The organism is Caulobacter sp. 17J80-11, from assembly GCF_014349105.1.
Lineage (GTDB): Bacteria > Pseudomonadota > Alphaproteobacteria > Caulobacterales > Caulobacteraceae > 17J80-11.
In genome coordinates, this window is sequence record NZ_JACSJI010000001.1 from 40,975 (window position 1) to 60,255 (window position 19,281).

At 71.2% G+C, this 19,281-nt stretch carries 21 protein-coding genes and 2 pseudogenes; 5 read left to right on the top strand and 18 right to left on the bottom strand.

Annotated features, from left to right (window positions below; translation table 11 throughout):
- Nucleotides 1–43: 43 nt before the first annotated feature.
- A pseudogene (ftsE, locus tag H8B08_RS00190) lies at nt 44–778 on the bottom strand (cell division ATP-binding protein FtsE); the annotation flags it as partial.
- Between the two features lie 57 nt (nt 779–835).
- Here ftsE and H8B08_RS00195 point away from each other — a divergent pair.
- Nucleotides 836–1,804: a DUF3426 domain-containing protein gene (locus H8B08_RS00195; RefSeq protein WP_187448219.1), complete on the top strand. Its 969-nt coding sequence runs from the start codon at nt 836–838 to the stop codon at nt 1,802–1,804.
- The gene (locus H8B08_RS00200; protein ID WP_187448220.1) at nt 1,797–2,333 is read left to right on the top strand and encodes a phosphoribosyltransferase; all 537 of its coding nucleotides are present in this window, start codon (nt 1,797–1,799) and stop codon (nt 2,331–2,333) included. The genes H8B08_RS00195 and H8B08_RS00200 overlap by 8 nt, the downstream gene beginning before the upstream one ends.
- Here the strand turns inward: H8B08_RS00200 and H8B08_RS00205 are convergent.
- The 4 genes from H8B08_RS00205 to argH are packed head-to-tail and all read right to left on the bottom strand — an operon-like array spanning nt 2,273 to nt 5,997.
- Nucleotides 2,273–3,001: a DUF4175 family protein gene (locus H8B08_RS00205; protein WP_187448221.1), complete on the bottom strand. Its 729-nt coding sequence runs from the start codon at nt 2,999–3,001 to the stop codon at nt 2,273–2,275. The genes H8B08_RS00200 and H8B08_RS00205 overlap by 61 nt on opposite strands.
- Before the next feature lie 13 nt (nt 3,002–3,014).
- The gene (gene lysA / locus H8B08_RS00210; RefSeq protein ID WP_187448222.1) at nt 3,015–4,295 is read right to left on the bottom strand and encodes a diaminopimelate decarboxylase; all 1,281 of its coding nucleotides are present in this window, start codon (nt 4,293–4,295) and stop codon (nt 3,015–3,017) included.
- Complete coding sequence (locus H8B08_RS18970) at nt 4,292–4,576, bottom strand: lipoprotein (protein ID WP_163261465.1); 285 nt, start codon at nt 4,574–4,576, stop codon at nt 4,292–4,294. The genes lysA and H8B08_RS18970 overlap by 4 nt, the downstream gene beginning before the upstream one ends.
- Nucleotides 4,573–5,997 (bottom strand): argininosuccinate lyase, encoded by a 1,425-nt coding sequence (gene argH / locus H8B08_RS00220; RefSeq protein ID WP_187448223.1) that lies wholly within the window; start codon nt 5,995–5,997, stop codon nt 4,573–4,575. Before argH ends, H8B08_RS18970 begins: the two co-directional genes overlap by 4 nt.
- A 31-nt stretch (nt 5,998–6,028) precedes the next feature.
- On the opposite strand from argH, the gene H8B08_RS00225 reads away from it, so the two are divergent.
- Complete coding sequence (locus tag H8B08_RS00225; protein WP_255500598.1) at nt 6,029–6,622, top strand: TlpA disulfide reductase family protein; 594 nt, start codon at nt 6,029–6,031, stop codon at nt 6,620–6,622.
- Nucleotide 6,623: 1 nt separating this feature from the next.
- Here H8B08_RS00225 and H8B08_RS00230 read toward each other — a convergent pair whose 3' ends face one another.
- The 13 genes and pseudogenes from H8B08_RS00230 to H8B08_RS00285 all read right to left on the bottom strand — a co-directional run bounded on the left by H8B08_RS00230 (nt 6,624) and on the right by H8B08_RS00285 (nt 13,517).
- On the bottom strand, nt 6,624–7,070 hold the full coding sequence (locus H8B08_RS00230; protein WP_187448225.1) for a hypothetical protein: 447 nt from the start codon (nt 7,068–7,070) through the stop codon (nt 6,624–6,626).
- A complete protein-coding gene (locus H8B08_RS00235; RefSeq protein ID WP_187448226.1) occupies nt 7,067–7,528 on the bottom strand; it encodes a hypothetical protein in 462 nt (153 codons plus the stop codon). The genes H8B08_RS00230 and H8B08_RS00235 overlap by 4 nt, the downstream gene beginning before the upstream one ends.
- Nucleotides 7,525–7,965 (bottom strand): hypothetical protein, encoded by a 441-nt coding sequence (locus tag H8B08_RS00240; protein ID WP_187448227.1) that lies wholly within the window; start codon nt 7,963–7,965, stop codon nt 7,525–7,527. The genes H8B08_RS00235 and H8B08_RS00240 overlap by 4 nt, the downstream gene beginning before the upstream one ends.
- Entirely contained in the window at nt 7,962–8,396 is a 435-nt protein-coding gene (locus tag H8B08_RS00245) for a hypothetical protein (RefSeq protein WP_187448228.1), read from the bottom strand. The genes H8B08_RS00240 and H8B08_RS00245 overlap by 4 nt, the downstream gene beginning before the upstream one ends.
- A gap of 91 nt (nt 8,397–8,487) precedes the next feature.
- Complete coding sequence (locus H8B08_RS00250) at nt 8,488–9,162, bottom strand: hypothetical protein (RefSeq protein ID WP_187448229.1); 675 nt, start codon at nt 9,160–9,162, stop codon at nt 8,488–8,490.
- 130 nt (nt 9,163–9,292) lie between these two features.
- Nucleotides 9,293–9,514 carry a hypothetical protein gene (locus tag H8B08_RS18975; protein ID WP_255500599.1) on the bottom strand — a complete coding sequence of 74 codons (222 nt, stop codon included), beginning with the start codon at nt 9,512–9,514 and terminating at the stop codon, nt 9,293–9,295.
- A 169-nt stretch (nt 9,515–9,683) separates the two neighbouring features.
- Nucleotides 9,684–9,875, bottom strand: a pseudogene (locus tag H8B08_RS19495) (response regulator transcription factor); the annotation flags it as partial.
- A gap of 134 nt (nt 9,876–10,009) precedes the next feature.
- The gene (locus H8B08_RS00260; RefSeq protein WP_187448231.1) at nt 10,010–10,813 is read right to left on the bottom strand and encodes a hypothetical protein; all 804 of its coding nucleotides are present in this window, start codon (nt 10,811–10,813) and stop codon (nt 10,010–10,012) included.
- A 130-nt stretch (nt 10,814–10,943) separates the two neighbouring features.
- Entirely contained in the window at nt 10,944–11,264 is a 321-nt protein-coding gene (locus H8B08_RS00265) for a hypothetical protein (protein WP_187448232.1), read from the bottom strand.
- The gene (locus H8B08_RS00270) at nt 11,264–11,551 is read right to left on the bottom strand and encodes a hypothetical protein (RefSeq protein WP_187448233.1); all 288 of its coding nucleotides are present in this window, start codon (nt 11,549–11,551) and stop codon (nt 11,264–11,266) included. Before H8B08_RS00270 ends, H8B08_RS00265 begins: the two co-directional genes overlap by 1 nt.
- A gap of 24 nt (nt 11,552–11,575) precedes the next feature.
- Nucleotides 11,576–11,911: a hypothetical protein gene (locus tag H8B08_RS00275; protein ID WP_187448234.1), complete on the bottom strand. Its 336-nt coding sequence runs from the start codon at nt 11,909–11,911 to the stop codon at nt 11,576–11,578.
- 92 nt (nt 11,912–12,003) lie between these two features.
- A complete protein-coding gene (locus H8B08_RS00280) occupies nt 12,004–12,642 on the bottom strand; it encodes a phthalate transporter (protein ID WP_187448235.1) in 639 nt (212 codons plus the stop codon).
- Nucleotides 12,639–13,517 (bottom strand): 3-hydroxybutyryl-CoA dehydrogenase, encoded by an 879-nt coding sequence (locus H8B08_RS00285; RefSeq protein WP_187448236.1) that lies wholly within the window; start codon nt 13,515–13,517, stop codon nt 12,639–12,641. Before H8B08_RS00285 ends, H8B08_RS00280 begins: the two co-directional genes overlap by 4 nt.
- A 334-nt stretch (nt 13,518–13,851) precedes the next feature.
- Here H8B08_RS00285 and H8B08_RS00290 point away from each other — a divergent pair, with 334 nt between their 5' ends.
- A complete protein-coding gene (locus H8B08_RS00290) occupies nt 13,852–16,827 on the top strand; it encodes a TonB-dependent receptor domain-containing protein (RefSeq protein WP_370545360.1) in 2,976 nt (991 codons plus the stop codon).
- Nucleotides 16,828–16,995: 168 nt separating this feature from the next.
- Nucleotides 16,996–19,254, top strand: a complete 2,259-nt coding sequence (locus H8B08_RS00295) for an MHYT domain-containing protein (RefSeq protein ID WP_187448237.1) — start codon at nt 16,996–16,998, stop codon at nt 19,252–19,254.
- Nucleotides 19,255–19,281: the final 27 nt, after the last annotated feature.

Here is a 19,281-nt window from a genome sequence, read left to right on the forward strand (position 1 = left end):
CGCGCGGGGCGGGGCGCGTGGAGCGCGGTTCGGCCCGCGCCTCGCCGGAGTGGCGGGTCAGCTTGCCGTCGTAGAGGTGCAGAACCGGCATGCCCGAGCGGCGCACCAGATCCTGGTCGTGGCTGGCGATCAGCACGGTGGTGCCCAGCCGGTTCAGCTCCACGAACAGGCGCAGGATGCGCAGCGCCATTTCGTGGTCGACGTTGCCGGTCGGCTCGTCGGCCAGCAGCAGGTCGGGGCGATTCACGACCGCCCGCGCGATGGCCAGGCGCTGCTTCTCGCCGCCCGACAGGGTCGGCGGCATGGCCCAAAGCCGCTGGCCCAGGCCGACCCAGGTCAAAAGCTCGGCCACGTCGTCGCGGTACTCGTCGGGCTTGGCGCCGGCGATACGCAGCGGCAGGGCCACGTTGTCGAAGGCCGACAGGTGGTCCAGCAGCCGGAATTCCTGGAACACCACGCCCACGCGCCGGCGCAGGAACGGCAGGTCGTTGCGCGAGGCGCTCTCCACGTCGTGGCCGAACAGCTCGATGCGCCCGCGCGAAGGGCGGTGAGCGAGGTAAATCAGCTTCAGCAGCGACGACTTCCCCGCCCCGGAAGCCCCGGTAAGGAAGTGGAAAGAGCCCGGCGCCAAGGTAAACGCGACGTCCTTGAGGACTTCAGGCGAGCGGCCGTACCGCATGCCGACGTTCTCGAAACGTACGACAGGACCGGTGGACGGGGCTTCTGACTGCCCGGCCGCTTCGGCGGCGGAAATGGAGGCGGCAGTGTTCCGGGACATACGGGCCGAAAGATCGGAGACCTCGACGGGAGGCGGTTCAAACCTCCGATTCGCGCCATGATATTGACCTGTCCCGCTTGCTCAACGCGCTATTTTGTCGACGACGACCGCATCGGACCCGGCGGGCGCACGGTGCGTTGCGCCAGCTGCGGCTCGGCCTGGCGCGCCCAGCTCGAAGAACCGCTTGAACTGACCTCCTCGGCCGAGGAGGGCGCGATCGCCCGAGAGCCGCTGTCGTTCAAGTCCGACGAGGACGTCGAGCCGACCGCGCCGGAGCTGCCCAAGGCCTTCCGCGCCCGCCAGCAGCAGAAGCGCAAGATGCGCGAGGCCGCCGTCGCCGGCGTGGTCTGGGCCGGCCTGGCCTCGTGCTTCGTGGGCATGTTCGCGGCCGCCTACCTTTTCCGCGTGCCGGTGGTGAAGATGTATCCGAGCGCCGCGGGGGCTTACGCCGCCGTGGGCGTGCCGGTGAACCCGACCGGCCTGCAGTTCGAGCAGGTGAAGACGACGCCGGCCGCCGACGGCCTGCCGGCCTGGATTGTGAGCGGCGTGGTCCGCAACATCGAGAACGAAACGGTTTCGGCTCCGCCCATCCGCGTGGATCTGCTGGACAAGGCCGGCAAGAAGATTTCGACCCGTGTGGTGAAGGTCTCCGTCGCGACCGTCGCGCCGGGGGTGGCCCAGCCTTTCACGGTCGCCCTGGCCGATCCTGACGCGACCGCCGCGGACGTGAACCTGAATTTCGCACTGGATCTGCACCACCCGCCGAAGCCGGCCAAACCGGCCAAGCCGCAGGTTCAAAAGCACGCCAAACCCGCCGCTCAGACGCCGAAGGCCCCGGCCGCGCCGAACGGCAAGGTCGCCGCGGCCAGGCCCGCGGGCCAGCAGATGCACATGGCCGACGCCGGCCTGCGCCCGGCGCGCAGCGTGGCCCTGCCCCGCCCGGTGGAAGCCCGCCCGCTGCCCGCCACCGATCCTTACGCCCTCGACTCCGTGGCCGCTCCGGCGCTATCCGCGCCGCATGGCTGATCCGACGCGCGACGTCCCCGAAATCCTGCTCGGCGAGGCCGAGGTCGTCTCCAAGGTGGAGGCGCTGGCCGAGGCCCTGGCCCCGCGCGTCGACGACGAGACCGTGGCCGTCTGCCTTTTGACCGGCGGCCTGTGGTTCGCGGCCGACCTGACCCGCGCCCTGGCCCGCCGCGGCCGGCTGCTGCGCTTCGACGCCCTGTGGCTGGCCTCCTACGGCGACGGCATGGTCTCGAAGGGCCGCGTCGAGGTGCGCGCCCACCTGCAGCGGCCGGTGACCGGGCGGCGCGTGCTCTTGATGGACGACGTGTTCGATTCCGGCCTGTCCCTGGCCGAGGCTGTGCGTGCGGTGCGCGAGGCGGGGGCGCAGGAGGTGCTGACCGCGGTGTTCGCGCGCAAGCCGTGGCCGGCGGAACGGGCCGTCACGCCCGACTTCGTGGCCTGGGAGGCCCCGGCCCGCTACCTGGTCGGCTACGGCCTGGATTCGGCCGGCAAGATGCGCGGCCTGCCGTCGATCTGCGCCCTGGACTGAACCTCGGCCTTCACCAGCATCGGGCGCTCGGCGCCGGACAGGCCGGCCACGATCTGCTGCACCGTCGAGGCCGTCCAGCCGGCGGCCGTGCTGACCAGCACGCCGCTGTCGCGGGCCATGCGCACGCCCGGGTCGAAGGCGCGCGAGGCGCGCTCGGCGCTCTCGACGCCGTTGGCCCACAGGCCCAGCGCCGCGGCCAGGCCCAGCGCATAGCGCAGGGCGTAGGGATCGGCGGCGGCGAGGCCGACGCGCATCCGCAGCGGCCGCAGCTTTTGCACCGCCTCGGCGGACTTGGCGCGGTGCAGGGCCCACAGGGCCTCGTCGCCGGTGGCCGGCGCGTCCTCGAGCGCGGAGAGCGGATCGTGGTCGAGGCGCGAATCCGCCTCGATGCGCGCCCGTGCCTCCTCGCGGGTGGGCCAGCGCACGCGAAGCGCGCCGCGCACGGCGAAGACGGCGGCGATCAGGAACGGCGCGGCGAAGGCGTAGCCTGAGAAGCCCGCCGGCACGGCCTGGAACACGCCCCACAGGCCGGCCACGGCGACCAGGGCGGCGGCCAGCGCCAGCGGCGTCCACACCGCGCCGGACCGCTCCCAAAGCAGGACCGCCCGGGCGAGCAGCAAAGCCCGGGTCAGGCGCGCTCTCGATCGGGGTTCCAGGTCCTGCGGCATGGGTCCTTTTGCGTTAGAGCCAGGCGGCCGCGGGTTCGCGGGCGAAGATCTCGTCGTAGGTCGGCCTGCGTCGCACGACCGACCACTGTCCCTCACGCACCAACACCTCAGGGGCGAGCGGACGGGTGTTGTACTCGCTCCCCATCACCGCTCCGTAGGCGCCCGCGCTCATGAAGGCGACCAGGTCGCCCTCGGCCGCTTCGGGCAGTTCGCGGTCGCGCGAGAAGGTGTCGCCGGTCTCGCACACCGGACCGACCACGTCGTAGGCCAGCTTCGACGCGCCCTCGCGCACCCGCACCGGGCGGATGTCGTGGAAGGCGTCGTAGAGAGCCGGCCGCATCAGGTCGTTCATGGCCGCGTCGAGGACCAGGAAGCGCCGCCCCCCGTCCGGGCGACCATGGATATGTATCACACGGGAGACGAGGACGCCCGCGTTGGCGACGATCATCCGGCCGGGTTCGAACACGTAACGCACGTCCAGCCCCCCGACCGTGCGGGCGACCATGGCGGCGAAAGCCTCCGGCGAGGGCGGCTCCTGCTGGTTGAAGTAGGGCACGCCCAGGCCGCCGCCGAGATCCAGGCGCGAGACCTCCAGGCCTTGGCCGCGCAGGCGCTCGACCAGGCCGCGCATGACCCCGAAGGCCGCCTCCAGCGGGCCCAGGTCGGTGATCTGGCTGCCGATGTGGCAGGCCAGGCCCAGCGGCCGCAGCGACGGCGTCGCGGCCGCCTCGGCGTAAAGGCGCAGCGCCTCCTCGGCGTCGACCCCGAACTTGTCGCCGGCCCCGCCGGTGGTGATCTTGGCGTGGCCGCCGGCCCCGACCTTGGGGTTCACCCGCACCACGAAGGGCGCGCGCACGCCCTTGTCGGCGGCGATGCGGGCCAGGCGGACCAGTTCCGGCTCGGCCTCGACGTTGATCTGGTAGACGCCGGCCTCCAGCGCGAAGGCCAGCTCGGCGTCGGTCTTGCCGACGCCGGAGAAGACGATCTTGTCGCCCGGCACGCCGGCCTTCAGGGCGCGACGGATCTCGCCTTCGGAGACGGTGTCCGCGCCCGCGCCCAGACGGGCGAGGGTGGCCAGCACCGACAGGTTCGAGTTGGCCTTCACCGCGAAGGCGACCAGCGGGTCGCCCAGCTGATCCGCGTGCGCGGCCAGGGCGTCGCGGAACACCTCGAAATGCCGCGACAGGGTGGCGGAGGAATACACGTAGAACGGCGTGCCGACCTCGCGGGCGAGGTCGGCCAGTCTGACGCCTTCGCACCAGAGTTCGCCGTCGCGAACTTGGAAGTGGTTCACTGGGGTTGGCCGGGTCCCTTGTAGGGGTCCGTCGGGCCGCCCTCGACGGGGGCCTGGCGGATCTTGGCGTTGGTCTGGGCCGGATCGACCGGCAGCGGAGCGTTGGCGCTGGGCGCGCGCTTCTCGGCCTTGGCGGCCTTCTTGGCGGCCTGCTGCGCCTCGTAGTCGGCCTTGGCCTTGTCGCCCCACATCGGCGGCGGCTGGTCCAGCGGGCCGCGTTTGCCGCAACCGGCCAGGGCGAGAGCGGCCACCGAGGCCAGGGCGATCAGACGCAGGCTCATGACAAGGCTTCCTTCCAACGCGCGATCTGGGCCCGCACCCCGACGGGCGCGGTTCCGCCGTAGCTGGTCCGGCTCGCGCAGGAGGCCTCGGGGGAAAGAACCTTATACACGTCTTCCGTGACGCCGGGATGCAGGCTCTGCAGTTCGGCCAGGGGGAGTGCCTCCAGGCCCACACCCAGGGCCTCGGCCCGCTTCACCGCGGCCCCGGTGACGTGGTGGGCGTCGCGGAACGGCAGGTTCAGCTCGCGCACCAGCCAGTCGGCCAGGTCGGTGGCGGTGGAGAAGCCCGCGCCCGCGGCGGCGGCCATGCGCTCGCGCACCGGCTCCAGGTCGGCGACCATGCCGGCCATGGCCAGCAGGGCCAGTTCCAGGGAGTCGAAGGCGTCGAACACCCCGGCCTTGTCCTCCTGCATGTCCTTCGAATAGGCCAGCGGCAGGCCCTTCATCACCGTCGACAGCCCGACCAGGGCGCCCATGACCTTGCCGGTCTTGGCGCGCACCAGCTCGGCGGCGTCGGGATTGCGCTTCTGCGGCATGATCGAGGAGCCGGTCGTGAACGCGTCCGACAGCTTCACGAAGCCGAACTGCGGCGTCACCCAGATCACGATCTCCTCGGCCAGGCGCGACAGGTGGCCGGCGCAGATCGAGGCGGCCGACAGGGCCTCCAGCGCGAAGTCCCGGGCCGAGACGCTGTCCAGCGAGTTGGCGGTCGGTCGCTCGAAGCCCAGCCGCTCGGCGGTCATGTGCCGGTCGATCGGGAAAGGCGAGCCGGCCAGGGCGGCGGAGCCCAGCGGGTTCTCGTTCATGCGCCGGCGCGCGTCGGCGAAGCGGCCGGCGTCGCGGCCGAACATCTCGACATAGGCCATCAGGTGGTGGCCGAAGGTCACCGGCTGGGCCGGCTGCAGGTGGGTGAAGCCCGGCATCAGGGCGTCGGCGTGGGCCTCGGCCTTGGCCAGCAGCGCGCGTTGCAGGGCCTGAATCTGGCCCACCGTGCGGTCGCACGCTTCACGCACCCAGAGGCGGAAATCGGTGGCCACCTGGTCGTTGCGCGAGCGGGCGGTGTGCAGCCGCCCGGCGGCCGCCCCGATCAGTTCGCGAAGACGGGCCTCGACATTCATATGGATGTCTTCGTATTCCGTGCGGAACGGAAAGGCCCCGCTTCGGATTTCTTCCTCGATCCGGTCGAGTCCCTGTTGGATCGCCTGTTCGTCTTGTCTTGAAATGATTTGCGTGGCGGCCAACATGGCCGCGTGGGCGCGCGAGCCTTGCAGGTCCTGCGCCCACAACCGGCGATCCACGTCGATGGAGACGTTGATCGCCTGCATGAGGTCGGCGGGCTTCGCGGAGAACCGCCCGCCCCAAAGGCTCTGGCCCGCCGAAGGCGCGCGGTCCGGGGAGACGAGGTCGGAAGGGTCGGTCATGGGCGAAGGCTCGGGGAAGAAGACGGCGATCATGATCGCGGCCGCCGTGGTTGTGGTCGCGGCGCTCGCAGGCGGCGCCTTCTACCTCACCCGCCCGGATTCCGCAGCGGTGCAATTGAAAGATCAGGCGGCCGACGCCCTGGACAAGACCCAGGGTCCCCTGGCGCCCTACGCGGTCGGGACCCTGGCCAAGCTGGAGACGCACGCCCAGACGAAGCCCGTGCCCGCGGTGAACTTCAACGACCGCGACGGCAAGCCGGTTTCCCTGGCCGACTTCAAGGGCCGGGTGACGGTGGTGAACGTGTGGGCGACCTGGTGCGCCCCATGCGTGACCGAGATGCCGACGCTCGCGGCCCTGCAGAAGGCCTATCCGGCCGACAAGCTGATCGTCGTGCCGGTCAGCGTCGACCGCGACGTGGCCGACGCCAAGAGCTTCATCGACGTGCACGCGCCGCTGCCGCTGTACCACGACCCCAAGTTCGCCCTGCCGCACGACCTGGGCGTGATGGGCATGCCGACCACGCTGATCCTGGACGCCAAGGGCCGCGAGGTGGCGCGCCTCAGCGGCGAGTCCGACTGGAACAGCGCCGAGGCGCACAAGCTGTTCGATGCCCTGCTGAAGTAGGTCAGGGGACTCCGACGAGCGTCCCCCTCCGGGCGCGCCGCCAGCGGTCCGCCTCGAAGGTCCCGTAGAGCAGCGCGCACTGGCCGAGCACGCCCCAGAGGTTGACGGCGGTGGCGTAGGCGAGGGCGCCGATCGAACGGTCCAGGGCGTGGGCGACGTAGGTGGCGACGGTGGCCAACTGGAAGGCGCACGCCCAGACCAGCCAGCGGCGCGGCCAGCGCAGGGCGATCGCCAGCATGGGGACCAGGATGGCGGCGTCCGCCCAGGTCGACCACACGGCCGGGCCGTGCCAGAGCCAGCGGGCGATCCGGGCGAGCAGGAAGAACGTCAGGGCGGTGGCGGCGAACAGGCGGACCGGGCGGTCGCCGCGCCGCAGCGCCAGGCCCAGGCAGCCGGCCCAGAAGCCCCACACGGCGACGGCGAGAATCTGGAATTGCAGCGTGCTCACGCGTCCGCCCGCTCGGGCTCCGGGTGGGTCGAGGCGGCTTTCGCCGGCGCGCGGCGCACGGCCTCGACCGTCCCCCAGGCGAGGGCGGCGATGGTGAGCAGCCACCACATGTTGACGGCGGTGGCCAGGGCCAGGGGGCCGATGTCGCGGTCCAGCGCGTAGGCGCCGGCGGTGGCCACCGCGGCCAGCTGGAAGCCGCAGGCCCACACCGCCCAGGGCCGCGGCTCGCGCACGGTCGCGGCGATCATCAGGGCCAGGCAGGCGGCGTCGACCAAGCCGTACCACCAGCGCGGCAGGTCGAAGAGGCGGAAGGGCAGGGTCGCGGCGAGCTGGCCCAGGAACATGATCGCGGCGAAACGCCGGGTCAGCCGGTCGCCGCGCCAGAACGCGAAGGCCAGGACCACGGCCCAGAGGCTCCACTCCGCGCCGGCGATCAGGGCGTAGTGAAGACGGGTCACGCGACGCTCGTTTCGGGTGCGAAGCCGTCGGAGGTCTGGCCCGGCCGCCGCGACCCGGCCGCGCCCCAGATCAGGGCGGCGAGCTCCAGCACCCACCACAGGTCGATGGCGGCCGAATAGGCCTGGTCCTCGATGCGCCGGTCCAGCGCCCAGGCGACGTGGGTGGCCACCGTCACCAGTTCGAAGGCGCAGGCCCAGACCAGCCAGCGCCGCGGCTGGCGCAGCAGCGCCCAGGCCAGCACGGGCAGGACGACGATGTCGGCGAAGCCCCAGATCGCCGGCGGCGCGCCGAAGGCCAGGGCCGCCACCGCCGCGGCGGTGGCGGCGAAGTAGAGACAGGCGATCGCGCGCACGAAACCGTCGCCGCGCCAGAGCGCGAAGCCGATGGCGGCCAGCCAGGCCGCCCACAGGGCCAGTTCGGACGGGGCGGCGCTCACGCGGCGGCTTCCGCGTCGGTCGTCCGGCGTCGCATCGCCTCAACCGTGCCCCAGACCAGCGCGGCCAGCTGCAGCATCCACCAGGTGTTCAGCGCGGTGACGTAGGCCGTGGTCTCGATGCGTTCGTCCAGCGTCCGTGCGACATGGGTGGCGACGGTGGTCAGCTGGAAGGCGGCGCTGCCGATCAGCCACGGCCTGGGGCGGCGTAGGGCCAGCAGCAGCAGGGGCACGAATCCGATCGCGTCGACCCAGGCCCAGAGCGCCGTCGGGGCGCCCAGCTTGAAAGCGATCGCCATGCCGCCGGTCGCCGCGAACTGAAGAAGCCCCGCCAGGCGCACGATTATGTCGCCGCGCCAGAGCGCGAAGCCCACTGCGCCGGCCCACACGATCCACTCGACGGCGAACAGGATCTGATACTGCGCGTGGGTCACGCCGCCGCCTCGCTAGCGCGGTGCATCCGCGACGCCTCGACCGTGCCCCACACGAGCACTGCAGCCAGCAGAAGGTGGTACTGGAACTGGGTCACAGGACGCCTGCGTTCCGCGTCGGGGCGAGGCCGGCACCCGCCAGCCGGCCAGGGCGCGACGCCTGCGCAGCGGCGTCGATGCAATGTGCTCGGGCGCTGAAGGCGCCCCACAGGAGGGCGACGCCGCCCAGGAGCATCCATGTGTTCGCCGCTGTCACAAACGCCAGTGGGCGGATGCTGAGGTCCAGCATGGCGGCGACGAATGTGGCGACGAGGGCCAGTTGGAAAGCGCAAGCCGCTAGAAGCCACGGCCGAGGCCAGCGCAGGGCGACTGCGATCAGGGTCAGGAGGAAAGCGACCCCGATCAAGAGGTGACTGTGCTTAGCCAATGTGAACGTCGTCGACCGGTAGCCGGCGCCCAATGACTGCAAGAACGTCTGAGCGATTTCACTAAGGATGAGCGCAGGCCCGATCAGGCGCGCCGGCCGGTCGCCCAGCCATAGCGCGATCGCGCCGGCCGCCAGCATGAAGCTCGTCTCGACCGCCCAAAGCAGCTGGTAGCCAGGGGGTAACGTGTGGCTGAACGCGTCGAGCGCGGCGGTCGCGAGGAGGCTGAACAGCCCCGCCCTGAGCGCGAACCACCCTTGAGGTTCAGCCGCGGCCCAGGCTGGCGGCAGGCGGACCAGCGAGTGGACGTCGGCGCCCCGCTCGGGCGGAACGTCGACGCTCACCGCAGGCCGCCCTCGTTCCAGGTCTGCATCACGACCAGGACCTGGTGGGCGCCGAGCAGCACGCCGGCCAGCAGGAAGGCGCTGCCGATGGCCAGGACGGCCATGCGCGCCAGCGCGCTCAGCGCCCCGCTCAGATCGTCTCGATCGGCTCGTCCGACAGCACCGGCTCGAACGACTCGTCCGCGATCACCGTCGCCAGACAGAGAATTTCCCGCAACGTCGCGCTGGCGGAGAGCACCGCCGTCCGCTTGGCCACCGCCGACACCAGCGGCTCGACCATCGCCCGCTGCGCCGGGCTGGCGGCGAGCCGGGTCAGCTCTTCCTCCAGCTCGTCCCAGGTCCACGCCGGCATCGGCCGGCTCGGATTGATCCTCAACATAGCGCCCATTGAATCCCCCGTACTCGAGGGCATCGGACGCGATCGGGACGACCGGCGCCATCCCACCCGGTTCGCCTCCCACCTCTTTTAGGAGGGCGGGGAGGGGGGATCCTCCCTCGGCGAGGAGCAGCATCAGCGCCGCTTCGCGCCGGGTCGCGGCGCCCAGCCGGCGGCGCGCCTCGTTCAGGTGGGCGTCGACCGTGTGCTGAGAGATGTTGAGGCGGCGCGCGATCTCTTTCGAGCGCAGGTGCTGGGCGACCAATCGCAGGCATTCGCGTTCGCGCGGCGTCAGCCGTTCGATGCCCAATTCCCCTACGCCAATGGCCTCGCGCATGACTCTATGCCGCACTCGGACCTTTCCCCGAGGCTGAGCTTTACACGAGTTCCAGGCGTGCGAAACCGGTTTCCGCGCAAACAATCACGCCCGCGATCGTCGACCGCGGGCGTGCGAAACCTAAGTTTTCCTTGTCAGGCGCCGGAGAGGGCCAGCTCGACGCGCGAGGCCTGGGCCAGCACCTTGCCGGTGGCCGGGGCCTTGGCCGCATCCTCCGGAGCGGTCGCCGACGGCCACAGCTTGACCAGGCCGGCGATCTCGTCGCGGGCCGAAGCCAGCTTCGGATCGGCGTCGACCACGGCCTTGGCGGCCAGGGCCGCGCCGTAGGCGTGCTGGTACTCGACCGGGTCGACGGCGCCGTCGACGATCGCGTGCTGGTACAGGCCCGAGGCGATTGTGGTCATGCCCCTGGCGACCGCGGCCTGGTCGCCGCCGGCCTTCTTCGAGGCGGCGTCGAGGGTGGCGATGGCCTTCTTGATGGCGGCGGGATCGCCACTCTGGGCGGCGGCGCGCAGGGCCGCCTCGTCCACGCCGGCCGCCTTCAGCTCGGCCGCTGCGGGGTCGTAGGCTTCCAGCAGGCCCTGGCCGATCAGGGCGGCGGCGGCCTCCTGGCCCTCCGCCGGCGCGGCGGCCTGGGCGACGAGGAAGAAGCCCTTCACCTGGGCCAGACGCAGGGCGGTGCGGCTGGCGGCCGGGATGGCGGCGTAGGCGTCGCTGGCGCCCGCTTCGCCGCTCTCGCCGGCGGCCGAGGCGACGGCGGCGCCGCCTTCACCTTCGCCCTCGCCGCCTTCGCCGACGGCGGCCGTGTTGGCGGCGCCCGGCGCGGTCTCGGCGGCTTTGTCGCCGGCCTCGCCCGAGCAGCCCGCCAGCGCGCCGGCGCCCAGCACCAGGGCGGCGCCCATCGAGGTCCAAACGCGGGGGCGGAAGGTCGTGCTCATGTCGCCGGTCTCCTGAAGCGTGCGGCGGGACAATAGCGGCGGTGATTGCGGTTGCAAGTCGTTCGCATCGCGCGCGCGAAAAAGGCCGGCCGTCGGGAACGACGGCCGGCCGGACGCACGGTTCACACTTTCAGGACCTGGGCGCGGCGGCGGAGGCCGCCTCGTCTTCCCGCAGTTCCTGTTTGGCCTGGCTGTGGCCTTCCTTGACGCCTTCCTTGACGCCCTCGGCCACGGCGGTGGCGCCGGCGGCCACTTGCGCCGCCGCGTCCTTCGCCGCCGCCTTCACCTGCGCCTCATCGATCGCGGAGGACGAGCCTTCGGTCTGGACCGTCTGTCCGTCGGTCCGGACCTGCGCCGGCTCGGCTTCCCGCTTTTTCTCGCAGGCGGCCAGGGCGCCCGCGCCCAACGCCAGGGCGGCGGCGAGCGCGAGCGCGGAGGACGCAGTCCGCATCAGTGGGCCGGGGCGGCCGGCGTGGCGCCGTTCGCCGGCGGCGGGGTGGTCGTGGTGGTCGTGGTGGTGGCCGGCGGCGCGGCCGGAGTGGTGGCGCTGGCGTCGGCGGCGGCCTGGGCGGCGGCGGCTTCCAGCTGCTGGTCGCTCACCTGCGAGGTGGGCGCGCTGGTCGACACTTCGGCTTCCGAGGTGCCGGTCTCGGCCTTTTCCTTGCGTTCGCCGCAGGCGGCCAGGCCGCCGGCCAGCGCCAGTGCGGCGCCGAGGGTGAGGACGTTCTTGAAGGTCATGACGATCTCCGGGTCAGGGTTGGATCAGCGGTTGGTGGAATCGGTGGTGGACTTGGCTTCCGCGGCGTTCTCGCGGGCCTTCTCGGCGCTTTCCGAGAGGTCCTGCTTGGCCTCGGCGGCGCCTTGCCTCACTTCGGCGGCGGCGTTGGCGCCGGCGTTCTCGATCTGCTGGCCGGCCTGGGCCGCCTGCGATTGGACGTTGGCGTTGGCGGCCTCGGCGCGGGCCGCGGCGGCGTCGGCCTGGGCGGCGTCGACCTGGGCCTGCGAGGCGGGGGGCGTTTCCTGGCGCTGGCAGGCGGCCAGGGCGCCGGTCGTCAGCAGCAAGGCGGCGGCCACGGGCGTCACGGAGATCTTCAGCATGGGGGACGGCTCCTGTCGGGTCCGCGATCAAAACGCCGTGAGGCGGCACGGGTTGCAGCCGATCACACGAATTCGTGAGCCTTCCGTGAGTTTCAGAGAGGTTCCGGGCGCAGCGCCTTTTCCAGCTCGGTCTCCGGGGCCGGCGGGGTCGGTTCGGGCGCCGGCGCGGGCGGCGTCGGCGGCGCCGGAACGTCGAAGGTCTCGAATACGGTCGGGCGCGGCTTCAGGCTGAGCGGGCGCGGCGCGAAGGCGATCAGCGCCGCCATGATCCCGGCCCAGAGCGCGTAGCTGAAGCCGACCGCGACCGAGCCGGGCAGGGCGAAAACGAAGAACCAGAGGGTGGTCTTGATCGACCCCACGGTCTGGAAGAAGCCGGCCCCCGGCGGCGGCGCGAACGGGGCCACGATCAGCGCCAGCAGGACCTGCGCCCCGACCGAGAACACCGTCCCGTACACCAGGAAGCGGATCACCACCCCCAGGCGGGTGCGCGGCGTCTGTTCCCGCTGACGCTCGCGGGCCAGCAGGTACAGCGCCAGCGCCATGCCCACGGCCGCCTCGATCAGGGCGGTGAAACGCCAGTCGCTGACGAAGCCGCCGCCGCGGGCGGAGGGCGGGAAGATCAGCAGGGTGAGCACGACCCCCGGCCAGGCCACGCCGGCCGCCCAGGCGACCGGCACCCACAGCTTGGGATCCTCGCGCCAGTCGACGCGGGTGAGGCCGGGAATTTTCACCGGGTCGGGACCGGCTTCTCGCCGCGGTAGTCGTAGAAGCCGCGGCCGGCCTTGCGGCCCAGCCAGCCCGCCTCGACGTACTTCACCAGCAGCGGACAGGGGCGGTACTTGCTGTCCGAGAGGCCGTCGTAGAGCACGTTCATGATCGACAGAACCGTGTCGAGGCCGATGAAGTCGGCCAGCTCCAGCGGACCCATCGGGTGGTTGGCGCCCAGCCGCATGGCGGTGTCGATCGCCTCGACCGTGCCCACGCCCTCGTAGAGGGTGAAGATCGCCTCGTTGATCATCGGGATCAGCACCCGATTGACGATGAAGGCGGGGAAGTCCTCCGCGTTGGCCGTGGTCTTGCCCAGCGACTGGGCGAAGGCGACGGCGGTCTCGTAGGTTTCGGCGTCGGTGGCGATGCCGCGGATGATCTCCACCAGCTTCATCAGCGGCACCGGGTTCATGAAATGAAGCCCGAGGAACTTGCCGGGGCGGTCGGTGGACGCGGCCAGGCGGGTGATGGAGATCGACGAGGTGTTGGAGGCCAGCAACGCGCTGGGCTTCAGGTACGGCGTCAGGCTGCGGAAGATCGCCTTCTTGGTCTCTTCGTCCTCGGTGGCGGCCTCGATCACCAGGTCGGCGTCGCGCAGGTCGTCGCCGGCCGGGGCCGGGCGGATGCGCTTCAGCGCGGCGTCCATGGCGGCCTGGTCGATGGCGCCCTTGGCGACCTGGCGGGCGAGGTTGCGCCGCACGGTTTCCAGGCCGGCCTCGACGCGCTCGAGCGCCACGTCGTTGAGCAGCACGTCGTAGCCGCCCAGCGCGCAGACGTGCGCGATCCCCGATCCCATCTGGCCGGCGCCGACCACGCCGACCGTCCTGATATCCGTCATCAAGCCTACGCCTCGAATTGTGCAGTGCGGTGGCAGCCCGCCGCCGCGCTGGCGGAACCTAGCACACCGACGGGTCCTGGCCATATCGGGCCGTGCGCGCCTGCATTGGTTGCGCCAAAGCAATTTCCCTCGAATTTTTCACCAACTTGGACTCGAATTTGGCGAAAGCGGGCGGTTTTCCGACCCTTTTTGGCGGTGTGTCGCAAATTTGTTGCCCTGGCGACACGCGCTCGCCCAATTGTTTGAAATCTAACATTTCAAGCTCCGCACTTCCCGCGCACCTCCCCTAAAGCACCGCCCATGGCGCGGCGGGGGCTGCGTAGGGAGAGTAAGAGTGAAGGTGTGGCGTAGCGCGCTGCTGTGTTCGGCGGCGCTTATGGTTACGGGCGGCGCGGGCGCCGCATGGGCCCAGAGCGAGGAAGCCCCGGCCCCGGCCAAGCAAACCGAAGCGACCGCCGGCGAAGCGGCGAGCGACCCCGCGGTGGAGGAGCTGATCGTCGTCGGCTCGCGCATCCGTCGCGACACGTTCAACTCGCCCTCGCCGATCCAGATCATGACCCGTGAAGAGACCACCCTGGCGGGCTACAGCTCGACCACGGCGGCCCTGCAGGGCACGGCGGTCACGGGCGGTTCGGCGCAGATCAACAACGCCTACGGCGGCTACGTCACCGACGGCGGTCCGGGCGCCAACACCATCGGCCTGCGCGGCCTGGGCGCCGGTCGCACCCTGGTGCTGATCGACGGTCGCCGGGTGGCCCCGGCCGGTTCGCGCGGCTCGGTCGGCTCGGCCGACCTGAACGTGCTGCCCAGCGCCATGATCGACCGCGTCGAGGTGCTGCGTGACGGCGCCTCGTCGGTCTACGGCTCGGACGCCATCGCCGGCGTGATCAACGTGATCACCCGCAAGCCGTTCGAAGGCGTGACGGTCGAAGGCCAGTACAACGCGCCGACCAACGGCGGCGGCGAGCAGACCCGCCTGTCGGTCACCGGCGGCCTCATGGGCGACCGCTGGAATCTGTCGGGCTCTCTGGAGTTCTACGAGCGGCAGGACCTGACCCTCGCCGACCGCGACTGGACCCGCTGCAACACCGATCACCGGATCAACCGCGCCACCGGCGGCGTGACCGACTTCATCGACCCGGCCACCGGCCGGCCGAAGTGCTATCCGATCACCGGCACCGGCTCGAACGGCGTGACGATCAACACGATCGGCACCAGCAACATGGCCGGCGTCGGCGCGGCCGGCGCGCCGGGCAGCGTCACCCAGTTCAACCGCTGGCGGCCGAATTCGTCGGTGACCACCGGCCTCGTCGGCTGGGAAGGCGTGGGCGGCACCGGCGTCAACGTCAACGTCCGCGACACCTTCGAAGACGAGATGCTGGGCGAGTCGCTGATCTCGCCGGTCGAGGTGAAGACCGCCTACCTGAAGGGCGGCTACGACCTGCACGCGCTCGGCAACGCCGAAGTCTACGGCGAAGTGCTGATCAACCAGCGTGACTCCACGCAGGCCAGCTACCGCCAGCTGGCGCTCGACTACATGAAGGGCAGCCCGCTGATCCCGGCCGAACTGGCCGGCAGCACCGCCATGGGCCCGACCGAGATCAGCAACGGCCAAGACGTCGGCGTGCGCGCCTTCATCGGCGCCGGCCTGGACCAGAGCTCGCAGTCGGTCACCTTCTGGAAGGGCACCGCCGGCATTCGCGGCGACCTGTTCCTGAACGACTGGCGTTACGACGTGGCGGTGACGCGTTCGCGTTCCGACGCCGACTACTCCATGATGTCGTTCCTGAAGGATCGCCTGTCGAAGTCGCTGGACGTGGTCGACATCGGCGGCGGGGTCTTCGCCTGCCGTGACGCGGACCCGGCCTGCGTGGCCGCTCCGGCTCTGACTCCGGCGGTGGTCGGCGGCGCTCTCCCGGCCGACTGGAAGAACTACGTCTTCCAGAACGTCGTGGGCAACACCCAGTACGACGAAACCGTGCTGTCGGCCGCGATCGACGGCCCGCTGTACGAGCTGCCGGCCGGCACGGTCATGGGCGCCTTCGGCGTCGAGTACCGCAAGGCCGAGATCGACGACACCCCGTCGATCCACAGCCAGCAGGGCAACCTGCTGAACCTCACCTCGTCGGAGCCCACCCGCGGCGAAGACTCGGTGTGGGAAGTCTACGGCGAACTGGAAGTGCCGATCCTGCGCGACCTGCCGTTCGCCCACGACCTGACCCTCAACGTGTCGGGCCGCTACACGAACTACGACTCCTACGGCTCTGACTCGACCTACAAGGTCGGCGGGGTGTGGACGCCGATCCCGGCCGTGTCGCTGCGCGCCACCTACGGCACCTCGTTCCGCGCCCCGGCGCTGTTCGAGCAGTTCCAAGGGGCCACCAGCGGCTTCCTGGATCAGTCGTACGACCCGTGCTCGGAATACGGCACCGAGGCCGCCCCGGACTCGTTCCTCTACGCGAACTGCCACGCTGAACTCGGCGACACCGATTTCAAGGCCACCTCCGGCGTCACCGTCCTGTCGGAAGGCGGCGCGGGCGCGGGCCTGGAAGCCGAGACCTCGAAGAACTTCACCGTCGGCCTGATCCTCCAGCCCGAGCTGCCGGACGCCTTCGGCGAGTTCGCCTTCGCGGTCGACTACTACAAGATCGAGATCAACAACGGCGTCAGCCGCGTCGGCGGAGCCGCGATCCTCGACCTCTGCTACAACGACCCGGAGTTCCGCGCCGGCGGCGGCTGGTGCCGGTTCATCGAGGAGCGGGGCGAAGGCGCCAAGCTCGTCGTCCACGACCAGTACACCAACATCGCCACGCAGAACGTCGAGGGTATCGACTACAACCTGCGTTGGGTGAAGGACATCGGTCCGGGCAGCCTGCGCCTGAACGCCCAGGTCACCCAGTACCTCGACCAGTCCAGCAAGCTGTTCGCCGACGACCCGATGGACGACGTCAACGGCACCATCGGCAACCCGGAATTCACCGGGACCTTCGATGCGACCTACGCCCTGGACAAGGTCAAGTTCCGCTACGGCGTCGAGTGGATCGACGACATGCAGAGCTACGACTACTTCGGCCTGAACCGCGCGACGACGGCGTACGACTTCGACGTACCGGACTATTGGACCCACAACGCGTCGGTCCAGTATTCGGCCGACGATTGGACCGCGACCGTGGGCATCCGCAACATCGGCGACAAGGAGCCGCCGATGATCTCGTCGGGCGCCTACAGCCGGGTCGGCAACGCCCCGCTCTACAGCGGCTACGACTACGTGGGCCGGACGGTCTTCGTGAACGTCAGCAAGTCCTTCTGAGCCCGACTGAAATCGGATCAGACCTGGCGGCGGGTTTCGGCCCGCCGTCCTTTTCGGAAAGAGCGGAGCGGCGGGTCGAAAGGCCCGCCGCTTTCGTTTCTGCGGCCGACCTCGACTCCGTCGGGCGGCCCGCTCAATATCCGGCCGCAGCGCAAGGCCTGCACGCTTATGCCCGGTCATCTGGGGGCGCACGCCCCGGTTTTCGTCCTGCTTTCGATCACGGTCGCCGTGCTGGGCGCCTGGACCGCGCTCGACCTGTTCCGGCGTCGCAGCGGCGCCGAGCGGGGGCGGGCGCGGCTGTGGCTGATCGGCTCGGCGGTGGCGTTGGGCCTGTCGATCTGGTCCATGCACTTCATCGCGACCCTGGGCTGGGATCCGGGCACGCCGGTCCGTTACCGCGTCGACCTGACAGCGCTGTCGTTGCTGCTCGCCATCGTGGCCGCGCTCGGCGGCTTCTACGCCCTCGTGCGGCTGCACCTGAGCCGCTGGGGCGTCGGGCTCGCGGCCCTGCTGATGGGCGGAGCGGTCTGCGGCATGCATTACATGGGCGTGGCCGCGGTGCAGGCGCCGCTGCGCCTGAGCCATGATCCGGTCATGGTGCTGGCCGCCTACGGCATCGCCGCCGGCGCCTCGGCCCTGGCCCTGAGGTCGCTCGGCCGGGAGGACGGATTCGGCCGGCAGGCCGCGGCCGCCCTGATCCTGGGGCTGGCGATCGCGGGCATGCACTTCACCGGCATGGCCGGCATGACCGCGACCCTGCTGCCCGGCGCCGCGCCCGGCGAGGGCGGCCTGGACCGGCTGGCCCTGGCGCTCGCGGTGGCCAGCGGCACGACCGTGCTGCTGGGCGCGGCGCTGGCCGCGGCGGTCGTGGACCGCAGCCGCAAGGCCGCCGCCGACCGCGAGGCGGAGAGCCTGCGCCGCAGCGAGCAGCAGCTGCGCGCCATCCTTGAACAGATGCCGTTCGGCGTGCTGGTGGCCGAAGCCCCGTCCGGCGCGATCCGCTACGGTAACGCCGAGGCGGCCCGGCTGATGGGCCATTCGGTGATCCGCGCCGCGACGCCCGCGGACTATGCGCAGTACGCCAGCCTGCACCCGGACGGCCGGGCGCTCACCGGCGAAGAGCACGCCCTGGCCCGGGCCGTGGCCGGCGAGCGCGTGGATCGCGAGCACCAGCTCTACCGGCGCGACGACGGCGAGGTCGTGAACCTGGAGGTCAGCGCCGCGCCGATCCGCGACGAGGCCGGGCAGGTCGTGCTGGGCGTCGTCACCTTCCAGGACGTCACCGCCGCCATGCAGGCGCAGACGGCGCTGGGCCGGGCGCAGCGGATGGAGGCGGTCGGCCAGCTGACCGGCGGCGTCGCCCACGACTTCAACAACCTGCTCACCGCGGTCATGGGGAGCGTGTCCATGGCCTTGAAGCGGGTCGACGACGAGGGGGTTCGCCGGCTGCTCGACAACGCGCTGCAAGGCGCCCAGCGCGGGGCCAAGCTCACCGCCCAGCTGCTGGCCTTCTCGCGTCGCCAGCGGCTGGAGACCCGTGCGGTCGACGTCAACGCCATGATCGAGGGCATGCGCGACCTCCTGACCAGCACGCTGGGCGGCGGCGTGCGCATCGAGATCGAGCTCAAGCCCGACCTGCCGCCGGCCAAGGCGGACCCGACCCAGCTGGAGCTGGCGGTGCTCAACCTGGCCATCAATGCGCGCGACGCCATGCCCGGCGGCGGCGTGCTCACCGTCTCGACCTCGACCCTGCAGGTGTCCGAGCAGGTCGACCCGCATGCGCCGGAGCCGGGCCGCTACGTGGTGGTCTGCGTGCTCGACACCGGCACCGGCATGCCGGCCGAGGTGCTCGGCAAGGTGTTCGAGCCGTTCTTCACCACCAAGCCGGTGGGCAAGGGCTCGGGCCTGGGCCTCAGCCAGGTGCTGGGCCTGGCCAAGCAGATGGGCGGCGGGGTGCGGGTGGAGACCGCGGCCGGGCAGGGCGCCAAGGTCAGCATCTACCTGCCCGAGGCCGAGGAGGCGCCGGCGCGGGATGAGACCGCGACGCCCGCCCCGTCGGCCTCGGTGGCGGGGCTCAGGATCCTGGTCGTCGACGACGACGCCGATGTGCGCCGTTACGTGAACGCGCTTCTGACGGAGGCCGGCTGCGAAGTGTCGGCGGTGGACTGCGGGGCCGAGGCCCTGGCGCGCTTGCGCGACGGGCCCGCGCCGGACGTGGTCTTGGTCGACTTCGCCATGCCGGACATGAACGGGCTGGAGACCGCCGAGGCGATCGAGACGGTCCGGCCCGGCACGCCGGTTCTGATCCTGACCGGCTACGCCGATCTGGAGGCCCTGCCGCCGGGGCTGGACCGGGGCCGGCTGCTGCAGAAGCCGTTCGAGGCCGAGGTGCTGCTGGCGCGGATCGGCGCTCTGGCGCGTCGCTGAAACGAAATCAGCCGCGCGCCTGGCGGC

Coding starts and splice junctions, on each gene's coding strand:
- H8B08_RS00195 (WP_187448219.1), top strand. CDS start 836: ATGATATTGACCTGTCCCGCTTGCTCAACGCGCTATTTTGTCGACGAC.
- H8B08_RS00200 (WP_187448220.1), top strand. CDS start 1,797: ATGGCTGATCCGACGCGCGACGTCCCCGAAATCCTGCTCGGCGAGGCC.
- H8B08_RS00205 (WP_187448221.1), bottom strand. CDS start 3,001: ATGCCGCAGGACCTGGAACCCCGATCGAGAGCGCGCCTGACCCGGGCT.
- H8B08_RS18970 (WP_163261465.1), bottom strand. CDS start 4,576: ATGAGCCTGCGTCTGATCGCCCTGGCCTCGGTGGCCGCTCTCGCCCTG.
- argH (WP_187448223.1), bottom strand. CDS start 5,997: ATGACCGACCCTTCCGACCTCGTCTCCCCGGACCGCGCGCCTTCGGCG.
- H8B08_RS00225 (WP_255500598.1), top strand. CDS start 6,029: ATGATCGCGGCCGCCGTGGTTGTGGTCGCGGCGCTCGCAGGCGGCGCC.
- H8B08_RS18975 (WP_255500599.1), bottom strand. CDS start 9,514: ATGCCGGCGTGGACCTGGGACGAGCTGGAGGAAGAGCTGACCCGGCTC.
- H8B08_RS00260 (WP_187448231.1), bottom strand. CDS start 10,813: ATGAGCACGACCTTCCGCCCCCGCGTTTGGACCTCGATGGGCGCCGCC.
- H8B08_RS00265 (WP_187448232.1), bottom strand. CDS start 11,264: ATGCGGACTGCGTCCTCCGCGCTCGCGCTCGCCGCCGCCCTGGCGTTG.
- H8B08_RS00270 (WP_187448233.1), bottom strand. CDS start 11,551: ATGACCTTCAAGAACGTCCTCACCCTCGGCGCCGCACTGGCGCTGGCC.
- H8B08_RS00275 (WP_187448234.1), bottom strand. CDS start 11,911: ATGCTGAAGATCTCCGTGACGCCCGTGGCCGCCGCCTTGCTGCTGACG.
- H8B08_RS00285 (WP_187448236.1), bottom strand. CDS start 13,517: ATGACGGATATCAGGACGGTCGGCGTGGTCGGCGCCGGCCAGATGGGA.
- H8B08_RS00295 (WP_187448237.1), top strand. CDS start 16,996: ATGCCCGGTCATCTGGGGGCGCACGCCCCGGTTTTCGTCCTGCTTTCG.